We start from the raw sequence: 23,718 nt of genomic DNA on the forward strand, positions 1-23,718 counted from the left end.
TGCATCGACTCCACCAACCGCAACAACGCCGCCGTCGTGGTATAGGGCCGGCCCACCACCCCATTGCCCCCGGGCGCCTCGCTGTCGATCAACGTCAACGACGCCACCTCACGCCCCTGAGCCTGCAACCGCGTGGCCATCTCGAACACCACCCAACCGCCAAACGAATGCCCCACCAAATGCACTGGCCCCGAAGGACATTCCTGCTCCAGGGCCTGCAAATAACAGCGCGCCGCCGCCTCAACCTGGCTATGGGGCACCACCTCCCCATCCAGCCCACGGGGCTGCAAGCCAAAGATCGGCCAGTCCCGTCCCAACGCCTCGGTCAACCCTACAAACCCCGTCACGCTATCCCCCGCCCCCGGCACACAGAAGATCGGTGCCTGCCCGGCGCGACCACTCTGGATCCGCGACAACGGCTGATGCACCGCCACCGCCGGCGCCTCACTCAACGCCAGGGCCTCACCCATCGCCTGCCCCAGCGCCTGGATATGCGGTGCCTGCATCATGCTCTGGTGATCCCCCGGCACCTCAATGCGGCGCAATTGCCCCACGGCCAGTGCCTCATCCCATCCCAAATCCAGGCTGCGCCGCGAGAGTTCCGTCGGCCGCTCGGCGGCGCTGAACAAGTGCACCGCCAGCGGCATCGGGAACAGGCTGTAATGCGCCAACGCATGCCCATGCCCGACTTCCCGCTGGATAAAACTCAACAGGTCCGCGTCCGAAGCCGCCGCCATCTGCGCGTACAACAAATGCCGATCGCGGCAGCGTTGCAGCAAACCCGCAAAGTCCAGCTGTCCAATGTCCGCTTCCAGTTGCTCAAGGCTCGCCAACTCATCCACACCTCCCTGTGCCTTCCAATACGCCGTGCACTGCAACAGCAAATGCCGCTTGAGGGCATCCGGCCCGCTCCAGCGCGCCTTGCCCTGGTCGGTCATGCGCGGCACGTAGCTGTCGATCAACCCGAGGAATGCCACCGGTTCGTCCAGCCCCTGCAGTTGCATCGCCACTTCATAGGCCAACACCCCGCCGAACGACCAACCCGCCAGCCGATACGGCCCATGGGGCTGCACCGAGCGGATAATCCCCACCAGCCGCGCCGCCAGGCCTTCCATGGTCTGCAACTGCACCTCGCCAAGGGGCGTACCGGGCAGGCCATAGATCGGGTAGTCCCCCGGCAGGTGCCGGCCCAGCGCCGGGAAATACACGTCCATGCCGCTGAACTCATGCACCAGGAACAACGGCGGCTGGCTGCCGCTGGCGCGTACGGTGATCAGCGAGCTGTTGTTCTCCCGCGCCGTGCGCTGACCGAGCATCGAGGCAACCGAGGCCACGCTGGCGTGCTGGAACAGCTCGGCCAACGACACCTCAAGCCCCGCCTCTTCCATCAGGTTGACCAGCCGGATCGCCAGCAACGAATGGCCACCCAGTTCAAAGAAACTGTCATGCCGACCGACCTGCTCCAGCCGCAACACCTCGGCCCAGAGGCGTGCCAGGGTCTGTTCCAGCTCGTTCGCCGGCGCCTCGAACACGCGGCTCGCCGATGCCTCCAGCGCGGGCACCGGCAGGGCCTTGCGGTCGACCTTGCCGTTGGCTGTCAGGGGCATTTTTTCCAGCGGTACATAGGCCGATGGCACCATGTAGTCCGGCAGGTGCTGCAGCAGATGACTGCGCAACACTTCGATGGCCAGCGGCTCGCCGGTGTAGTACGCCACCAGGCGCTTGTCCCCCGGCGCATCTTCTCGTGCCAGCACCACCACATCCTTGATGCCGCTGCAGGTGGCCAGGCGTGCTTCGATCTCGCCCAACTCGATGCGGAAGCCGCGGATCTTCACCTGGTCGTCATTACGCCCGATGCACTCCAGCAGTCCGTCCGCCGACCAGCGCCCAAGGTCGCCGGTGCGGTACAACAAGCCATCGCCAAACGGATCATCGACAAACTTCTCGGCCGTCAGCTCCGGCCGGTTCAGGTACCCCTTGGCCACGCCATGCCCGCCAATGCAGATTTCCCCGACCACGCCCAGCGGCACCGGCTGCAAGTGCGCATCCAGCAGGTGGATTTGCGTGTTGGCAATCGGCCTGCCGATCGGCACGCTTTCGGCATCGGCGGCGATGGCCTGCACTTCATGCGTGGTGGCGTAAGTGGTGGTTTCCGTCGGGCCGTAGCAATGCACCAGCCGCAGTGCCGGCGCCTGGGCCAGCAGGCTGCGGAACGCCGCCGGGTCGGCCCGTTCGCCGCCGCACAACAGGATGCGCAGCCCGGCCAACGCGTCGGGAATCAATTGCACATACTGGTTGAACAGCGCAGTGGTGACGAACAGGATCGTCGCCCCGCCCGCCTTCAGTGCCCGGCCAAACGCGCCGGGGTCGAGCAAGGTCGCATGGTCGATCACCAGCACCTGGCCGCCGTTGAGCAAGGGGCCCCACACGTCCATGGTGCTCGCGTCGAACGCCGGATTGGAAGCGAACGCCACGCGGTCATGGGCGTTGAAATCGGCGTAGCCGTTATTGATCACCAGCCGCGTGATGCCCCGGTGCGGTACCAGAACGCCTTTGGGAGTGCCGGTGGAGCCGGAGGTGTACATGATGTACGCCACGCGCTCCGAGGACTGCGACAGGTCCGGGTTGTGGCTCGGTTGCGGGTCCAGCGCCAGGGTGTCGAGGTCGATACGTCGGGCTGGGTAAGCGACAGGCTCGCTGCTGTGGGTCAACAGCCACACCGCGCCACTGTCCTGCACCATAAAGGCCTGGCGCTCGGCCGGGGCGTTGATGTCCAGCGGCACGTAGGCCGCCGCGCATTTGAGGATTGCCAGTTGGCTGAGCAACAGGTCAATCGAGCGCGGCAACAGGATCGCCACATGGTCGCCGGGCTGCACGCCCAGGTTGCGCAGGTGGTGCGCCAACTGGTTGGCGCGGGTGTTCAGCGCGCCGTAACTCAGGGTGTGTTCACCATGCACCACTGCGATAGCACCCGGGCGTGCCTGCGCCTGGGCTTCGAACAAACGCTGCACCGTATGTTCGTGAGGGAATTCGCGCTGGGTGGCGTTGAATTCCATCCGCAGTTTTTCACGCTCCGCCGCCGGCAGAATCGACAGTTGGCTGATTGAGCCCCCTGCATTCTGTTCCAGGGCCTGCACCAGTTGCTCCAGGGCAACATGCAGGTACTCGCAGAGGCGTGGCGCGCCCTGCCCCATGGCGTCAAAGCCAAACCCGTCGCCCAGGTCATCGACACTCAGGGACAGCGCAAAGTTGGTACGTTCCTCGGCCTTGAGCACCTGCATGCCCTGCCACGCCTCGGCTACGCCGCCAGCGTGCGGGGCGCTATGGCGATAGTTGAACAGCACGCTGAACAGCGGCGTATTGGCCGGCAGCCCGCTGCAACGCTGGGCCAGGGCCAGTGGCGCATGTTCGTGACTGAGCAACCGGGTCAGGCTTGCGTGGGTGGCCATCAGCGCTGCGTGCACCGTGCGCTCACCCAGGTCGACCCGCAGCGGCAAGGTGTTGATGAACACGCCCAAGGCACGTTCGGCGCCTTCGCCGCCTTGCAGCCGGCCCAGCAATACGGTGCCGAACACCACCTGCTCGCGGCCGGAAACCTTGCCCAGCACCTGCGCCCAGGCCAGGTGCATCAGGCTCGCAGCACTCACCCCAAGCTGCCGTGCCAGGGTGCGCAGGCGCCCGTTCAACAGCGGGTCGACGCGCAAATGTGCCTGTTGCGCTTCACCCGGTGCACTCAATGCCAGCGTCGGCTCATCGACCTCCCCGAGCATCTCGCGGAAGAACGCTTCGTGCTCTTCCTCACGCATGCCCAACCGCGTCTGCGCCACATAATTGCGATACGGCACCGCCGCACCCAATTGCTCGCACCGGCCCAATAGACAGGCTTGCATCTCGTGCTGCAATACTTCCAGCGCCACGTGGTCCATCACCAGATGATGGAACAGCAACAACGCAACCACCCGCTGGTTGGCCGGGTCTTCGGCGTACACCAGGCGCATCAACGGTGCCTGTCCCAGGTCCAGGCGGTGCTGATGGAAGCGCGCCTGCAAGTGCTCCAGCGCATCGCCCGTCGCCTGAATCGCCTCGACCTGCAACGACGCCCGGCGCCACACTACTTGCACCGGTTCTTCCAGCCCGTCCCAGTGCATCGACGAGCGCAGGATATCCTGCCGCTCGATCACCGCTTGCAACGCCTGGGCAAACGCTTCAAGGCGCTCGACGCTGGCGAAGGCAAACTGCGCCTGTAACAGGTACGCGTCACCCTGTTGCACTGCGCGGTGGTGATACAGGATCCCGGCCTGCAACGGCGCCAGCGGGTAAATGTCCTGAACGTTGGCCGCGCCACCGGGAATGGTCGCGACAAGGCGGTCGATGGCGGGTTGCTTCAGGTTCACCAGCGTCAGCATGTCCGGGGTGATCCGCGTGCAATCCGCGGCAATCCCATTGGCCGGCACCACCACTTCGCGACCACCACCCACGGCAGCAGCCAAGGCTGCAAGGGTGGGTTGACCAAACAGGACTTTCACATCCGCCGACAACCCGACCCGACGCATGCGGCCGATCAGGCTGGCGGCCAGCAGCGAATGGCCGCCCAGCTCGAAGAAATGGTCGTGCCGACCGACACGCTCCACCTTGAGCAAATCAGCCCAGAGGCCGGCCAAGGTGATTTCGGTCTCACCCACAGGCGCGACGTACTCCCGGGCGCTCACCGATTCCAGACCCGGCGCCGGCAGTGCCTTGCGGTCGAGCTTGCCATTGGGGCTCAGGGGCAAGGCGTCCAGGTGCATGAAGGTGGCCGGTACCATGTAGTCCGGCAGGTGTTCCAGCAAATGGCTGCGCAAAGCGTCGATTTGCGCCGGCACGCCGGTGTAGTAAGCCACCAGCCGTGAATCGCGGGCGACCACGGCGGCTTCGTTGATCTGCGGGAATTGCAGCAGTCGCGCCTGGATCTCCCCCAGTTCGATGCGCAAGCCACGGATTTTCACCTGGTCGTCATTGCGGCCCAAATACTCGATGGTGCCGTCCGGCAGGTAGCGCCCGACGTCGCCGGTGCGGTACATCCGGCCCGCGCTGAACGGGTCCTTGAGGAAGCGCTCGGCCGTCAGCTCAGGACGGTGCAGGTAACCCCGGGCCACTTGCACACCGCCGATGAACAGCTCGCCCACCACACCCAATGGAACAGGCTGCAACTGCCCGTCCAGCAGGTACATGCGGGTGTTGGCAATCGGCTTGCCGATGGGGGTGTTGTCCGGCGTGACGGGCCCGGCGCAATCCCACGCCGTCACGTCCACCGCCGCTTCCGTCGGGCCATAAAGGTTGTACAAACCGATGCCCGGCAACTGCTGTTTGAAGCGGCGCACCAGGCTGCCGGGCAACGCTTCACCACTGCACATCACCCGCACCATCCCGGCGCTCTGGCTGACGTCGCCGTGGGCCAGGAACACATCGAGCATCGATGGCACAAAGTGCAGCGTGGTGATCTGCTCCGCCTCGATCACCTCACACAGGTAGGCCGGGTCTTTATGCCCGCCAGGACGCGCCATCACCAACCGCGCGCCGGTGAACAACGGCCAGAAGAACTCCCACACCGACACGTCGAAGCTGAACGGGGTTTTCTGCAACACCCTGTCCTGGGCAGTCAGTCCGTACTCGTCCTGCATCCACAGCAGGCGGTTGACCACGCCCGCGTGCTCGTTGATCACGCCTTTCGGTTGGCCGGTAGAACCCGAGGTGTAGATCACGTAGGCCTGATGCTGCGCGGTCAGCCCATCCACTCGTGGGTTGGACGTTGATTGGTGCTGCCAGGTGTTCCGGTCCAGGTCCACCAGCGGCACCGTGACGTCGCCCAGCAACGAACGGGTTTCGCCCTGCACCAGCACGGCGGCCGGGGCGCTGTCCTTGAGCATGTAGGCGATACGTTCCAGCGGATACGCCGGGTCCAGCGGCACATAACCGCCGCCCGCCTTGAGGATTGCGAACAGGCCGATGACCATCTCCAGGCCGCGCTCGACGCAAATCGCCACCCGCGAATCCGGCTGTACACCCAGCTCCCGCAGATGGTGCGCCAACTGATTGGCCCGTTCGTTCAGCTCGCGATAGCTCAGGCACTCCGAGCCTGCCTTCACCGCAAGCGCATCCGGCGTTCTCGCCACCTGGGCTTCGAACATACCGTGCAGCGTCTGGTCGAGGTTGTAATCCACTGTGGTGTTATTGAAGTCGAACAGCAGATGCTGGCGCTCCTGATCGTCCAGCAAGTCAGCCTGCTCCAGCACCGCCTGATCGTTATCCACCATGGCCTGCAGCACGCGGGTGAAATAGCCGACATAGCGTTGCATGGTCGACTCGTCGAACAACGCGATGGCGTATTCCAGGGTGCCGCGAATTTCGCCCCGGGTCTCGCCGAGGTTCAGGGACAGGTCGAACTTGGCAAAGTGACTGTCCTCCACAATGCCTTCAAGGCTCAGGTCGCCCAGAGCCAGCACCGGCGCGTCACTGTCCTGCCAGGTCAACATCGTCTGGAACAGCGGGCTATGGGCCAGGCTGCGCAATGGCCGGGTGATTTCCACCACCTGCTCAAACGGCAGATCCTGATGAGCCTGGGCGTCCAGCGCCAGCCCCTTGACCCGCGCCAGCAGCGCCTCGGCACTCAGTTCGCCCGAGGTATCAATGCGCACTGCCAGGGTGTTGACGAACAACCCGATCAGGCCTTCCACCTCGGCCCGCTGGCGGTTGGCGACCGGCGAGCCGATCACCACTTCCTCCTGCCCGGCCAAACGCGCGAGCAACGAGGCCCACGCCATCATCATCACCATGTACAGCGTGGTGCCGTGGCGCTGGCTGAGGGCCTTGAGCCCGGCGCTCAGGCGCTCATCCAGGTGCACCTCGACGCTGCTGCCGGCGTAGTCCTGCTGGGCCGGACGCGGACGGTCGGTTGGCAGCATCAGCAGCGCCGGCGCACCGTCCAGGGTGTGTTGCCAGTAGCTGCTCTGGCGATGCAGCACTTCGCCGCTCAGCCACAGGCGCTGCCATACGGCAAAGTCGCTGTACTGGATCGGCAACGGCGGCAGTGGGTCAGCCTCATCGTGGCTGAACGCCTGGTACAGCGCCATCAGTTCGCGGGTCAGCACGCCCATGGACCAGCCATCGGACACGATGTGGTGGATAGTCAGCAGCAATACGTGGTGATCGTCGGCCATGATCACCAGGCGCCCGCGCAACAGCGGGCCGCGCTGCAAATCAAAAGGCGCCGAGGCTTCGCCCTGGATCAACGCGTCAAGCACCTGCTGTGCTTCGGGGTGACGACGCAGGTCCTGGACTTGCAGGGGCATCACCTCTTCAGGCGGCACGATCAGCACCTGGGCGTCGTCATCCTGCTGGGCAAACCGGCTGCGCAAGGTCTCATGCCGCGCGACGATCCGCGCCAGGGCCCGTTGCAGCGCGTCGACGTGCAACTGCCCGCGCAGGCGCAGGCCGATGGGAATGTTGTAGGCGGTGTTGGCGCCCTCCATCAGCGCCAGGAACCACAGGCGTTGCTGGGCAAACGACAACGGCAACTCCGTGTCCCGCGCCGCCGGCAGGATATCCGGCAAGGTGCTGCGCCCGGCCTGGGCCACTACCTGCGCCACCGCCGCCAGTTCGGCATTGGCGAACAGTTCGCCCAGTGCCAGGTCGACCCCCAGTTGCTGGCGAACCTGGGACACCATGCGCATGGCCAGCAACGAATGGCCGCCCAACTCAAAGAAATGATCCTGGCGCCCAACACGTTCCACTTGCAACACATCGGCCCAGATCTGCGCGAGGACGGTTTCGATATCGTTATGAGGCGCCTCGTATTCGCGAGTGAAGACGGCGGCCAGGTCCGGCTTTGGCAGCGCCTTGCGGTCCAGTTTGCCGTTGGCGGTCAGGAGCAACGCATCGAGTTTCACGTAGGCCACCGGCACCATGTAGTCCGGCAAGTGCGCCACCAGATGGGCGCGAATCGCGCCAACCTGAAGCGGCTCGAATTGCGGGTTTTCGGTGAAGTAAGCCACCAGCCGTGGCTGGCCCGGTTGGTCTTCACGGGCCAGCACCACGGCTTCCTGGAGACCGGGCAGTTGGTTGAGGCGGGTTTCGATTTCTCCCAGTTCGATGCGCACACCGCGGATTTTCACCTGGTCGTCGTTGCGGCCCAGGTACTCGATATTTCCGTCCGGCAACCAGCGCGCGAGGTCGCCGGTGCGGTACATGCGGCCCGAATTGAATGGGTCATCCAGGAAACGTTCGGCGGTCATTTCCGGGCGATTGAGGTAACCCCGCGCCACGCCCTTGCCGCCCACATACAGTTCACCGGCAACCCCCAAGGGCACCGGGCGCTGCTGTTCGTCCAGCAGGTAAACCGTGGCATTGGAAATGGGCTTGCCGATATGCAACGGCTGCCCGGGCTCGATCCGCCCGGAGGTCGCCACCACCGTGGCTTCGGTGGGGCCGTAGTTGTTGATCACCTCGAAACGCTGGGCCCGGGTGAACTGGCGCAGGCGGTCGCCGCCAATCAGCAAGGTGCGCAGGGTCGGGTGCTCAATGTTCTGGCTGAACGCATATTCGGCCACCGGCGTGGGCAGGAAACACACGTCCAGCGGTTGTGCGCGCCACCAGTCCAGCAGCGCGTCGATATCTTCAGCGCCGTCGTGGGCCGGCGGCAGGTGCAAGGTGGCCCCCACGCACAGTGCCGGCCAGACTTCCCAGGCCATCGCGTCAAAGCCAAACCCGGCAACGCTCGCGGTGTGGCGGCCTGCGCACAGGTCAAACGCCGTGCAGTGCCAGTCCACCAGGTTGGCCACGGTGTGATGTTCCACCATCACGCCCTTGGGCAGGCCGGTGGAGCCGGAGGTGTAGATCACGTAGGCCAGGTTGGCGGGCGTGACGGCCACCTGCGGGTTGCTCGCCGAATGGTGGTGCCAGGTAAAACGGTCCAGGTTGATCACCGGCACATCGAGCGCGGGCAGGCGCTCCAGCAATGCATGTTGGGTCAGTACCGCGACCGGGGCGCTGTCGCCGAGCAGGTAGCTCAGGCGCTCGGCCGGGTGCGACGGGTCCACCGGTACATAGCAGGCGCCGGACTTGAGGATCGCCAGCAACCCGGCCAGGGTGTCCAGCCCGCGCCGGGCAACGATGGCCACGCGATCGTCGGGTTTTACCCCCAGCGCCAGCAGGTGATGGGCCAGCAGGTTGGCTTGTTGATTCAACTCGGCGTAGGTCAGCTGGCGGCCTTGATACACCGCGGCCACCGCGTCCGGGGTCAGCAGGGTCTGGGCCTCGATACGCCCATGCAGGGTGGTGCCTTGCGGGAAGTCGATGGCTGTCGCGTTGAACTGCTCCAGCAAGTGCCGCTGCTCCGCCTCGGGCAACACCGACAAGCGATTCAAGGGTGTTTCGGGTGCCTGTTCCAGCGCCTGAACCAGGTTCCCCAGGGCAGTTTGCAGATAAGCGCACACCCGCTGCGGATCAACCTGGGCGCTGGCCAACAGGCTCAGGCTGAAGTCTTCGCCCAGGTCGTCGACGCTCAGGGTCAACGGGTAGTTGGTGCGTTCCTCGGAGCGCAACGCTTGAATACCCTGCCAGGCCGAGACCGCTTCGGCGCTCGCGCCGCCTGCGCTATGGCGGTAGTTGAGCAACGCGCTGAACAGCGGCGTCGGCGCCACTACACCGCTGCAACGCTGGGCCAGGGCCAGCGCCGCGTGTTCGTGACGCAGCAAGGTGGTCAGCCGGGCATGGGTCGCCTTGACCCCGGTGCGCACGTCTTCGGCGCCTACATCCACCCGCAATGGCAAGGTGTTGATAAAGATCCCCAGGGCACGGTCGGTGTCGTGGCTGCCCTGCATGCGGCCCATCAGCACCGTGCCGAACACCACCTGTTCCTTGCCCGCCAGCACCCCCAGCACCTGGGCCCAGCCCATGTGGAACAGGCTCGCGGCGCTGACGCCCAACTGCCGGGCCTGGGCGCGCAAGCGCCGGCTCAGCTCCGGGGCCAGCGGCAGGCTGATCTCCTGGATGTTGTCGCCGTCGCCCTGCACATCCTGCAGGCCGTAGGGCAAGGTCGGCTCGCTGATGTCGCCGAGCATCTGCCGGAAGAACCCTTCGTGCTCCTGCTCGCTGATGCCCAGGCGCGCCTGGGCGACATAGTTGCGAAACGGCACCGCCTGGCCCAGTTCAGCCGCCCTGCCCAGCAGGCAGGCTTGCATCTCGTGGCAGACCACTTCCAGCGCGCTGTGGTCCAGGGCCATGTGGTGGAACAACAGCATCGCCACCACCCGTTGGCCGGCTTCATCCCAGGCCCGCACCAGGCGCAGCAGCGGCGCGCGGGTCACGTCCATGCGGTAGTGGCGGCCATCGAACAGGCGATGCAACTGGGCGGCGATATCGCCGTCTGCCGGGTCCAGTTCAATCGCCTGCACCGGCAGGCGCGCCGTGCGCCAGACCACTTGCGACGGCTCTTCCAGGCCTTCCCACACCACGCCGGTCCGCAGGATGTCGTGACGGTCGATCACCTGTTGCAAGGCCAGGGCAAAGCCCTCGAAACGCTCAAGGCTGTCGAAGGCAAACAGCGACTGCATGATGTACGGGTCGCCGTGTTCGGCACTCACATGATGGTAGAGGATGCCCTCCTGCAACGGTGCCAGCGGGTAGATGTCCTGCACATTGGCGACGCCACCCTCGACGGTCTCGAGGATGCGATCGATGGACGCCTGGCTGAGGGTCGACAGGCTCAGCATCTGCGGGGTAATCGAGGTAGCGCCCGGTGGAATGCCATTGGCCGGCACCTGCACCTCACCGGCCTTGGTGGCCGAGTACTCCCCGGCCTTGATCAGCTCGATCAGCGCCGGCTTGTGTTCGCGCAGCGAGGCCACCAGTGCCGCGTCGCTCAGGGCCTGCTTGTTGCCTTGCACCGACAACTGATCGCCCTTGAGCGCCAGTTGCACATCTTTGGCCTTGAGTGTCGCCAACAGTTCGATGATGCTCACAGGACGATCTCCATTCGTTCGGTAATTGCGGCGTAGCCGGCCAGGGTCGGCTGTTCGAACAGGCCCCGCACATCGGCTTCCATGCCTTCCTGACGCAAGCGTCCGATCAAGCTGACGGCCAGCAACGAGTGCCCGCCCAGCTCGAAAAAGTTGTCGTGACGCCCGACCCGCTCCACCTTCAGCAGCTCGGCCCACAGCCGCGCCAGGGTGATTTCGGTAGCGCCCACCGGGGCTTCGTACTCGCGCACGATCAGCGATTCCACACCCGGCGCCGGCAAGGCCTTGCGGTCGAGCTTGCCGTTGGGGCTCAGGGGCAGAGCGTCGAGATGGACGAATACCGCGGGCACCATGAAGTCCGGCAAGCGCGCCAGCAGGTGCGCCCGCAACTGTTCGATATCGGCTGGCACGCCGGTGTAGTACGCCACCAGGCGTTCGTCGCGGGCCAACACGGCCGCTTCCTTCACCTGTGGGTACTCGGTCAGCCGCGCCTGGATTTCTCCGAGTTCGATACGCAGGCCACGGATTTTCACCTGGTCGTCATTACGGCCCAGGTACTCGATATTGCCATCCGGCAGGTAGCGCCCGACGTCACCGGTGCGGTACATCCGGCCTGGGTTGAACGGGTCCTTGAGGAAGCGCTCGGCCGTCAGCTCGGGACGGTGCAGGTAGCCGCGAGCCACTTGCACACCGGCGATAAACAGCTCGCCCACCACGCCCAGCGGCACCGGTTGCAACCGGGCATCCAGCAGGTACATGCGGGTGTTGGCAATCGGCTTGCCGATAGGCGTGTTGTCCGGCACCACGGGCCTGGCGCAGTTCCAGGCGGTCACATCCACTGCGGCTTCCGTCGGGCCATAGAGGTTGTACAGGCCGATGCCGGGCAATTGCTGCTTGAAGCGCCGCACCAGGCTGCCGGGCAAGGCTTCGCCGCTGCACATCACCCGCAGCAGCCCGGCGCCCTGGCTGACATCACCGTGGGCCAGGAACACATCGAGCATCGACGGCACGAAGTGCAAGGTGGTGATCTGTTCTGCCGCAATCACCTCGCACAGGTAAGCCGGCTCCTTGTGCCCGCCGGGGCGTGCCATGACCAGCCGCGCACCGGTGAACAGGGGCCAGAAGAACTCCCACACCGACACATCGAAGCTGAACGGGGTTTTCTGCAGTACCGCATCAGTGGCGTTCAGGCCGTAGGCGTCCTGCATCCACAGCAGGCGGTTGACCACACCCGCGTGCTCGTTGATCACGCCCTTGGGTTGGCCGGTGGAGCCGGAGGTGTAGATCACGTAGGCCTGGTGCTGCGTGGTCAACCCGGGAACCTGTGGGTTGGACACCGGCTGGTGCGCCCAGGTGTTCTGGTCGAGGTCCACCACCGGCACCGTCACGTCGCCCAGCAACGAACGGGTAGCGCCCTGCACCAGCAGCGCCGCGGGCTGGCTGTCTTGCAGCATGTAGGCGAGGCGATCCAGCGGGTACGCCGGGTCCAGCGGCACATAACCACCGCCGGCCTTGAGGATCGCAAACAGACCGATGACCATCTCCAGTCCACGCTCGACGCAAATCGCCACCCGCGCATCCGGCTGCACGCCCAGTTCCCGCAGGTGGTGCGCCAGTTGGTTGGCGCGCTGGTTCAGCTCGGCATAGGTCAGGCATTGCTCACCCGCCTTCACCGCCAATGCATCCGGCGTGCGCTCGACCTGGGCCTCGAACAGGCCGTGCAGGGTCTGCGCCAGGTCGTAGTCAACCTCGGTGGCATTGAAATCAAACAGCAGTTGCTGACGCTCTGCATCCCCCAGGATCGGCAGGCGGTCAAGGGCCTGGTGCGGCGCGTGCTCCAGGGCCTCCACCAACTGGGTCAACGCCATCTGCATATAACCGCAGACCCGTTGTGCGCCTACCTGGGCCGGGGTCAACGCGGTGAAGTCATAACCATCACCCAGGTCATCGACGTTCAGGGTCAACGGATAGTTGGTGCGCCCGTCATTGGTCAGGGTCTGCATGCCTTCCCAGGCGTGCTGCGCGTCCTGTGAACGGGTGGCGCCGCCCCGGTGGCGATAATTGAGCATCGAGCTGAACAGCGGCAGCGGCGCCGCCACCCCGCTGCAACGCTGGGCCAGGGCCAGGGAAGCATGTTCATGGCCCAGCAGCGCGGTGAGCCGGGCATGGGTGCTGCGCACGCTATCGCGCGCGCCTTGCCCGTCGATATCCAGGCGCAATGGCAGGGTGTTGATGAACACGCCAAGGGCCCGGTCCGCGCCCTCGCCGCCCTGCATCCGGCCGACCAGCACCGTGCCAAACACCACATTCGGCTTGCCCGACGTCACCGCCAACACCTGCGCCCATGCCAGGTGGAACAGGCTCGCGGTGCTCACGCCCAGCAGGCGTGCCTGGGCCCTGAGGCGCCGGCTGACGGCAGCGTCCAGGTGATGCGTGAATTCTTCGATATCCCGACCATCGCCCTGCACATCCTGCAAGCCAAACGGCAGCGTTGGCTCATGGATATCGCCAAGCATCTCGCGGAAGAACCCTTCATGCTCCTGCTCGCTGACACCCAGTCGCGCCTGCGCCACGTAGTTGCGATAAGGCATCGGCGCGGCCTGCGGTGCGGGGTGCCCCAGCAGGTAGCCCTGCATTTCCCGCAGCACCACGTCGAACGCGGTGTGGTCCAGCACGATGTGGTGATACAGCAGTACCGCCACCACCCGCTGATTGGCCGGGTCGTTGGCGTACATCAGGCGAATCAGCGGCGCCTGGGCGATGTCCAGCCGGTAGCGCCGGGCGTCGAAACGCTGATGCAGGCCGGCCAGCACATCACCGTCCAGATGCAGCGCTTCGACCGTCAATCGAGCCTTGCGCCACACCACTTGCACCGGCTGCGCCAAGCCTTCCCAGACCACACCGGTACGCAGGATGTCGTGGCGGTCGATCACCTGCTGCAAGGCCTGGGCGAAGCTGTCCAGGCGCGCCTGGGTATCGAATGCCAGGTGCGATTGCAGCAGGTACGGATCGCCCTGCTCCGCCGTGATGTAGTGGTAAAGAATGCCTTCCTGTAACGGTGCCAGCGGGTAAATATCCTGCACGTTGGCGGCGCCACCCGGCACGCTGGCGACGATCTGGTCGATCATCGGCTGATCCAGCTCCACCAATGGCAGCATCGAGGGCGTGATGCGCGGGCAATCGGCGGCGATGGCATTCACCGGCACCACCACTTCCCGGCCACTGCCCACTGCCGCTGCCAATGCCGCCAGCGTCGGCTGGCTGAACAGCACCCGCACATCGGCGCTGAGGCCGGCCTGGCGCATGCGCTCGATCAGGCTTACCGCCAGCAAGGAATGGCCGCCCAGCTCGAAGAAGTGGTCATGGCGGCCCACTTGCTCCACCTGCAACACCTCGGCCCAGATCCGCGCCAGGGTGGTCTCGACTTCGCCGCGTGGGGCTTCATATTCCCGGCTGAGCACGGCGGCCTGATCCGGTGCCGGCAGCGCCTTGCGGTCAAGCTTGCCGTTGGCGGTCAACGGCCAGCTGTCGAGTTTGACGTAGGCCACCGGCACCATGGCCTCGGGCAGTTGGCTGTGCAGCTCGGCGCGCAGGGTTTCGATAACCAGCGGGGTTTGCTGGGTGAACCAGGCCACCAGGCGGCCGTCGCGCACCAGCACCACGGCTTCCTTGACGCCGTCGACGGCGGCCAGGCGGGTTTCGATTTCTCCCAGCTCGACGCGCACGCCCCGGACTTTTACCTGGTCGTCGTTGCGGCCCAGATATTCAATGTTGCCATCCGGCAGCCAGCGCGCCAGGTCGCCGGTGCGGTACATGCGGCCCGGGTTGAACGGGTCATTGAGGAATCGCTCGGCGGTCAGGTCCGGGCGATTCAGGTAGCCGCGGGCCACGCCGCGGCCGCCTACATACAGCTCACCGGCCACACCCACCGGCACCGGCCGTTGTTGTGCATCCAGCAGGTACACCGTGGCATTGGCCATCGGCTTGCCGATATGCAGCGGCTGGCCGGCGCGCACCCGGCCAGAGGTGGCGACCACCGTGGCTTCGGTGGGGCCGTAGTTGTTGATCACCGCGAAACGTCGCTCATGGCTGAACTGGCGCAGGCGATCACCGCCGATCAACAGGGTGCGCAGGCTTGGGTGCTCAAGGTCCTGGCTGAACGCGTACTCGGCCACCGGGGTGGGCAGGAAGCTCACGTCCAGCGGCTGGGCCAGCCACCAGGCCAGCAGTTCGTCGATGTTTTCATTGCCGACATGGGCCGGTGGCAGGTGCAAGGTCGCCCCCACGCACAATGCCGGCCAGACTTCCCAGGCCATGGCATCGAAACCGAAGCCGGCCACGCTGCTGGTGTGGCTGCCGGCCTGCAGGTCGAAGGCTTCACAGTGCCAATGCACCAGGTTTTCCACGGTGCGGTGTTCCACCATCACGCCTTTGGGCTGGCCGGTGGAGCCGGAGGTGTAGATCACATAGGCGAGGTTCGCCGGGGTCAGGCTGGCGACGTGGGGATTGGTGCCGGCGGGATAGGCGCCATGCAGATCGACGATGGCGATATCACCGAGCACGCCACGGGTGCTCTCTTCGGCCAGGACCGCGACCGGTGCGCTGTCTTGCAGCAGGTAAGCGATGCGCTCGGCCGGATAGGCCGGGTCTACCGGGACGTAGGCCGCGCCCGCCTTGAGAATCGCCAGCAGGCCCGCCAGCATCTGCGGGCCGCGTCGGCAGCAGATCGCCACACGGTCGTCGGGCTGTACGCCCAGCGCCAGCAAGTGATGGGCCAATTGGTTGGCGCATTGGTTGAGCTGTTGGTACGTCAGGTGCTGGCCGTCCTGGCTCACGGCAATCGCCTGCGGCAGGCGCAGGGCCTGGGCTTCGAAAGCGCCGTGCAGGGTCTGCCCTTGCGGGTAGTCGCGGGCGGTGGCGTTGAAGCTGCGCAGCAGGTGTTCGCGTTCGCGGGCAGGCAGTACCGGCAACTGATGCAACAGCGTTTGCGGCGCGTGCTCAAGGGCCTCCACCAGTTGCTCCAGCGCACTGTGCATGGAGTCGCACAGGCGCTGCGCGCCGATGGATTCCAGCGCCAGTACCGTCAAGCCGAAGCCCGTACCGAGGTCATCCACACTCAAGGTCAGCGGGTAGTTGCTGCGTTCTTCGCCGCCGAGCAATTGCACGCCTTCCCAGATACCGTGGCCGTCGCGGGCCATTTCGCCCGGGGTGCTGTGGCGGTAGTTGAGCAAGGCACTGAACAACGGCATCGAGTTCGGCACGCCGCTGCACCGCTGGGCCAGCGCCAGGGATGCATGCTCATGGCCCAGCAAGGCACTGAGACGGGCGTGGGTCGCCTTGACGCCGGCACGTACCGCGTCGGCACCCACCTCCACCCGCAGCGGCAAGGTGTTGATGAACATGCCCAATGCCCGGTCGGCACCTTCGCCGGCTTGCATGCGGCCCATCAATACGGTGCCGAACACCACGTCCTGACGGCCCGACACCAGCCCGAGGACCTGGGCCCACGCGAGGTGCATCAGGCTCGCAGCGCTGACCCCCAGTTGCCGCGCCTGTTCCCGAACCCGCAGCGCCAGCCCTGCATCGACGGGCAATTCGGCCTCTTCGATATCCCGGCCATCGCCCTGCACATCCTGCACGCCGAAGGGCAGCGTGGGCTCGTCGACATCGGCGAGCATTTCGCGGAAGAACTGCTCGTGTTCCTGGGCGCTGACACCCAGGCGAGCCTGGGCCACGTAGTGACGGAACGGTGCCGCGGTCGGCAAGTCATCGGCCTGGTTGAACAGGAACGCCCGCATTTCCTGGCCGACCACTTCCATGGCGGTGTGGTCCAGTGCCAGGTGATGGAACAGCAGGATCGCCGCGACCCGCTGGTTGGCCGGGTCCTGCGCATACACCATGCGCAGCAGCGGCGCCTGGGTGATATCCAGGCGATAGTGGCGGGCATCAAAACGCGCGTGCAGTTGTTCGATCACATCACCATCGGCCGGGTCCAGCGGGATGTTCTGCACCACCAGTTCGGCCTGGCGCCACACCACTTGCACCGGGCTGTCCAAGCCTTCCCACACCACGCTGGTGCGCAGGATATCGTGGCGCGCCACGACCTTTTGCAGCGCGCCCATGAAGGCCTGCAAACGCTCGACGCTGTCAAACGCCATGCGCGATTGCAGCAGGTAGGGGTCACCCTGTTCGGCGCTGATGTGGTGGTAGAGGATGCCTTCCTGCAACGGCGCCAGCGGGTAGATATCCTGCACGTTGGCCGCACCGCCGGGCACCGTCGCCACGATGCGGTCGATGGCCGGCTGGTCCAGCTTGACCAGGGTCAGCATCGACGGCGTGATGTGCTCGCAGCCAGGCGCAATGCCGTTGGCCGGCACCACGATTTCCCGGCCACTGCCCACCGCCGCCGCCAGCGCCGCCAGGCTTGGCTGGTTGAACAGCACCCGCACATCGGCGCTCAGGCCGGCCTGGCGCATGCGCTCGATCAGGCTCACCGCCAGCAACGAATGGCCGCCGAGTTCAAAGAAGTGGTCAAAACGCCCGACACGCTCGACCTTTAGCACGTCCTGCCAGATTTGCGCCAGCAGGGTTTCCACCTCGCCCTCCGGGGCTTCGAAACCACGGCTGAGCAGCGACGCCTGATCCGGCGCAGGCAGGCCCTTGCGGTCCAGCTTGCCATTCGCCGTCAGCGGCAACAGTTCCAACCAGACATAGGCCGACGGCACCATGTAGTCCGGCAGCCGGCTTTGCAGGTGCGCTCGCAACGCTTCAATACTCAGCGGCGCCTGGGCGGTGTAGTAAGCCACCAGGCGCTTGTCGCCGGGCTCATCTTCACGGGCCAGCACCACCGTGTCTTTCACGCCGGAATAGCTGGCGAGGCAGCTTTCGATTTCACCGGGCTCGATACGGAAACCCCGGATTTTCAGCTGATGGTCGTTGCGGCCCTGGTACAGCAAGGTGCCGTCCGCCTGCCAGCTCGCCAGGTCGCCGGTGCGGTACAGCAGCCCATCGCCGAACGGGTCGACGATAAATTTCTCGGCGGTCAATTGCGGCTGGTTCAGGTAACCCTTGGCCACACCCGCGCCACCGATGTACAGCTCGCCAACCACGCCCAACGCCACCGGCTGCTGCCGTGCATCCAGCACGTAGGCACGGCTGTTGCCAATCGGTCGACCAATCGGAATACCGCCCTCACCCACCGACTTGATCTCGAAGGTGGTGGAAAACGTCGTGGCTTCGGTGGGGCCATAGCCATTCAGCAGGTGCTGCGGCGCGCCGTGCTCAAGCACCCGGGCGATCACCTGCGGGTCGAGCACATCGCCGCCGACGATCAGGTAGCGCAGTTGCCGGAACATCGGCATCAACCCGTCGGCGTACTGATGGAACAGCCCGGCGGTCATCCACAACACGCTGACGGATTGCTCCTGCAACAGGGCGCCAAACGCGGCCTGGGACAGCAACGTGGCATGCTCGACCACCACCACGCAGCCGCCGTTGAGCAACGGCGCCCACACATCGAGGGTGCTGGCGTCGAACGCCGGGTTCGAGGCGAAGGCCACCCGGTCGCGGTGATTGAAGTCGGCGTAGCCGTTGTTGATCACCAATCGAGAGACGGCGCGATGGGGCACCTGCACGCCCTTGGGCGCACCGGTTGAGCCGGAGGTGTACATGATGTACGCCACGCTTTCGGCAGACTGGGACAGGTTCGGATTATGGGTCGGCTGATTGTCGAGGTTCAGCCCGTCGAGATCACGCAGCACCTGCCCGGCATGACTGTCCTGCACCATGAACGCCTGGCGTTCGTCCGGTGCATTGATATCCAGCGGCACGTACACCGCCGCGCACTTGAGGATGGCGAGCTGGCTGACCAGCAGGTCGATGGAACGTGGCAGCGCGATGGCCACGCTGTCGCCCGGTTTTACACACTGGTCGATCAAATAGTGGGCCAGGCGATTGGCCCGCAGGTTGAGTTCGCGGTACGTCAGCGACACGTCGCCGTGCACCACCGCCAGCGCGTCGGGGCTGGTCAGGACGCTGGCTTCGAAGATCCCGTGCACGGTGTGCGTAGCCGGGTAGGCGCGGGCAGTGGCGTTGAAGTCCACCAGCACTTGATGCCGCTCGGCGGGTGGCAGGATCGACACTTGATGCAGCGGTGTGGTCGGCGCCTGTTGCAGTGCCGTGGCCAGGTTGCGCAAGGCGCTGAGCATGTAGTCGCCGACGCGCTGCACATCCACCTCCGCCACGCCTTGCACGGTCAGGGCAAAGCCTGCGCCGAGGTCGTCGACGTTCAGCACCAGCGGGTAGTTGCTGCGCTCCTCGGAACTGAGGATTTCGATCCCGGCGTCGGCGAACGGGCTGGCGCCCGGCGCTTCACCCGGCGCGCTGTGGCGGTAGTTGAGCAAGGTGCTGAACAATGGCAGCGCACCGGACACGCCACTGCATCGCTGGGCCAGTGACAAGGAGGCATGTTCATGCCCCAGCAACTGTGCCAGCCGCGCATGGGTGGCGCGCACGCCAGCCTGCACGCCCACCGCGCCGACACTGACCCGCAACGGCAAGGTATTGATGAACATCCCCAGCGCCCGGTCGGCGCCCTCGCCGCCGTGCAGCCGGCCCAGCAGCACGGTGCCGAAGACCACGTCGTCCTGGCCCGAGACCTGGCCGAGGACCTGGGCCCATGCCAGGTGCACCAGGCTTGCGGCACTCACCCCCAGTTGCCGGGCCTGCTCGCGAAGGCCCAGGCTGAGGGCCGGTTCCAACGCCACGTGCGCTTCGCGCACACCGCTGCCGTCGCGGTTCACGTCCTGCAAGCCGAAGGCCAGGGTCGGCTCGTCGATGTCGCCGAGCATTTCGCTGAAGAACGCCTCATGCTGCGCAGCGCTCACACCGAGGCGCGCCTGGGCCACGTAGTTGCGGTACTGCACGGCGTCGGGCAGCAAGCCGGTTTCGCCTGCAAGGCTCGCGCTCATTTCCTCCACCAGCACCTGCAACGCGGTGTGGTCCAGCAGGATGTGGTGCAGCAGCAGGATGCCGACGTAACGGCCGTGATCCTCGGCGTAGGCAAACCGCATCAACGAGGCGCGGGACAGGTCGAGGCGGTAGTGGCGTGGGTCGAAGCGTTCCTGCAGTTGCGCCAATACGGCACTGAAAGGATCGGCTTCAACCTGCTCAACCACCAGCAGCGCCTGGCGCAAGACCACCTGCACCGGCTCGTCCAGGCCTTCCCAGACAATCCCGGTACGCAGGATATCGTTGCGCTCGATCACACTTTGCAGCGCACGGATAAACGCCTCGACCGGCTCATGGCCGCTGAAGCTGAACTGCACCTGCAACACGTAGGGATCGCCTTCGGTGGTTGCCAGGTGGTGGTAGAGGATGCCGGCCTGCAACGCGGCCAGGCCGTAGATGTCCTGCACGTTGGCGATGCCGCCGGGGACACTGGCGATGATATGGTCGATGGCCTGCTGGTCGAGATTCACCAGCGGCAGCATGTCCGGGGTGATGTGCCGCGTCGCTTCGCCGATCAGGTTGGCCGGGACCTGCACTTCATGTTGCCCGCCCACCGCAGCGGCCAGCGCAGCCAGGGTCGGCTGGCCGAACAGCACCCGCACATCGGCGCTCAGCTCGAGCTGGCGCATGCGCTCGATCAGCTTGACCGCCAGCAACGAATGGCCGCCCAGCTCGAAAAAGTTGTCCTGGCGCCCGACCCGGTCGACCTTCAGCAGGTCTTGCCAGAGATTCGCGATCGCGGTTTCCACCGCGCCTTGTGGCGCTTCATAACCACGACGGGCCAGGGCATCGGCGTCCGGTGCCGGCAAGGCCTTGCGGTCGAGCTTGCCGTTGGTGGTAAGCGGGAACGCGTCGAGCAGCACAAAGGCGCTGGGCACCATGTACTCGGCGAGGGACAGCAGCAGGTGGTCACGCAGCTCAGCGGCAGTGGGCGTGTGTTCAGGCTGGGCAATCACGTAGGCCACCAGGCGCTTGTCGCCCGGTTCGTCTTCGCGGGCAATCACCACGGCTTCGCGCACACCTTCGCAGGTGGCCAGGCGTGCTTCGATTTCCCCCAGTTCGATACGGAAACCGCGAATCTTCACCTGGTCGTCGTTGCGCCCCAGGTACTCGACACTGCCGTCGGCCAGCATCCGGCCGAGGTCACCGGTCTTGTACAGGCGCAGGCCGGTTGCGGGATCCGTCAAAAAACGTTCGGCCGTCAGCTCATCGCGGTTGAGATAACCTCGCGCCACGCCGGCACCGCCGACGTACAACTCCCCGACTACGCCGCTCGGCACCGGTTCGCGGCGGGCGTCCAGCACATACAGTTGCAAGTCGGGAATGCGCACGCCAATCGGGCTCACGCCCACCCGCTGTGCATCCGCCGCCTCCAGGGCACGGTAGGTCACATGCACGGTGGTTTCGGTGATGCCATACATGTTGACCAACCGCGTACCGGCGTTGGTCACCCGGGCGTACCACGGCTTGAGAATCCCCGGTTCCAGGGCTTCACCGCCGAAGATCACCTGGCGCAGCGAGTGCAGTTGCTGGCTGCGGCCCTGCGCCGCGATCAACTGGCGGAACGCGCTCGGGGTCTGGTTGAGAATACTGACGCCGGCTTCGCACAGCAGTGCGTAACACTCGTCCGGCGAGCGGCTGACCAACTGCGGCACCACCAGCAACTGCCCGCCATGCATCAGCGCGCCCCAGATCTCCCACACGGAGAAGTCGAAGGCAAACGAGTGGAACAGCGCCCAGGTGTCATTGGCGTTGAACTTGAACCAATGCTCGGTGGCGCTGAACAGTCGCGCGACGTTGCGGTGTTCGATCATCACGCCCTTGGGCAGGCCGGTAGAGCCGGAGGTGTAGATCACATAGGCAAGGCTGGACGCGCTGATTGCAACGTTGGGGTTGACGATGGGCTCGTGCTGCAGGCTGTTGAGGTCGATCGACGTGACGTCGCCCACCAGGTGGCGGGTGTCGTCCTGCACCAGCACCGCCAGCGGCGCGCTGTCTTTCAGGGTGTAGGCGATACGGTCCAGCGGGTAGGCCGGATCGATCGGCACATAACCCGCCCCAGCCTTGAGAATCCCCAGCAGGCCAATGATCATTTCCAGCCCGCGTTCGACACAGATCGCCACCCGGTCGTCGGGGCGGATGCCATGCTTGAGCAGGCAATGCGCAACCTGGTTGGCGCGCTCGTTCAGCTCGCGGTAGCTCAGGTGTTCGTGTTCAAAGCGCAGCGCGATGGCTTCGGGATGGCTGGCGGCATGAGCTTCGACTTGCTGGTGGATCAGGGCTGAATCGGCGTAGTGCTGGGTGCTGGCGTTAAGGCCATGCAGCAGATGCTGGCGTTCGGCGGCAGGCAGGATGCCCAGGTTGTGCAACGGTGCATCTGGCGTTTGTTCCAGGGCCAGCACCAGGTTTTCCAGGGCGGTGTGCAGGTAACCGGCAATGCGCGTCGCGCCGATGGAGGCGTCCACCATCACGGTAAAGGCAAAGCCTTCGCCCAGGTCATCGACGTTGACCGTCAGCGGGTAGTTGGTGCGTTCTTCGGCGCCCAACACCTGGATGCCTTCGGCGATGTCGATCACCGCCTGGGTGTCCGAGGCATCGCTGTGACGGTAATTGAGGATGGCACTGAACAACGGCGTGGGTGCGGCCACACCGCTGCAACGCTGGGCCAGGGCCAGGGAGGCGTGTTCGTGATCGAGCAGTTCGGTCAGGCGCTTGTGGGTGGTGTGCACGGCGGCGCGCACGCCTTGTTCGCCTACATCCACCCGCAGCGGCAGGGTATTGATGAACATGCCCAGGGCCTGGTCGGCACCCTCGCCCGCGCCCATGCGGCCGAGCATCACGCTGCCAAATACCACGGCTTCGCGAGCCGAGACCTTGCCCAGCACCTGGGCCAGCGCCAGGTGCATCACACTGGCGGGACTGACACCCAACGGTCTCGCCTGGGCCCTTAGACGGCGACTTAGATCGCCGTCGACGGCAATGCGGGTTTCGTCGATGCCATGCCCGTCACCCTGCACATCCTGCAGGCCGAACGGCAGGGTTGGCTCGTCGATATCGGCCAGCATCTCGCGGAAGAACGCTTCGTGAGCCTGTTCGCTGACGCCATGGCGGACCTGGGCGATGTAGTTGCGAAACGGCACCGGTGCACTGGCGTGTTCGGTCTGGCCGGCGAGGTGCAGCTGGATCTCCCGGCGCACTACGTCGAGGGCGGTGTGGTCGAGGATGGTGTGGTGGAACAGCAGCATGGCGACCACACGCTGGTTGCGCGGGTCTTCGGCGAACACCAGGCGCAGCAGCGGTGCCTGGCCGAGGTCCATGCGGTAGTTGCGGGCGTCGTAGAGGGCTTGCAGTTGGGTCAGTACATCGCCGTCGAGGCGGGCTTCTTCGCAGGCCAGCGAGGCCTTGCGCCAGACGACTTGCAGGGGTTCGTCGAGGCGATCCCAGGCCATCGAGGTGCGCAGGATATCGTGGCGGTCGATGACCCATTGCAAGGCCTGGGCGAAGGTTTCAAGACGGGCACGGCTGTCGAACACGAACTGCGCGTGCAGCACGTAGGGGTCGCCCTGGTGCGCTGACAGATGGTGGTAGAGCATGCCTTCCTGGAGGGGTGCCAGAGGGTAGATATCCTGCACATTCGCCGCCCCGCCGGGGATCGCGGCGACGATGCGGTCGATGGCGGGTTGGTCGAGGTTGACCAGGGGCAGCATGTCCGGGG

General features: G+C 65.5%; 2 protein-coding genes. Both read right to left on the bottom strand.

The window, feature by feature from the left end; translation table 11 throughout:
- The coding region (locus HX869_RS24110) for a non-ribosomal peptide synthetase (protein ID WP_178903759.1) at positions 1-10,997 on the bottom strand (10,997 nt) is incomplete at its 3' end.
- The coding region (locus HX869_RS24115) for a non-ribosomal peptide synthetase (RefSeq protein ID WP_178903760.1) at positions 10,994-23,718 on the bottom strand (12,725 nt) is incomplete at its 5' end. The genes HX869_RS24115 and HX869_RS24110, both read right to left, overlap by 4 nt.

It is taken from the genome of Pseudomonas sp. P7779, from assembly GCF_013386315.1.
Taxonomy (GTDB): domain Bacteria; phylum Pseudomonadota; class Gammaproteobacteria; order Pseudomonadales; family Pseudomonadaceae; genus Aquipseudomonas.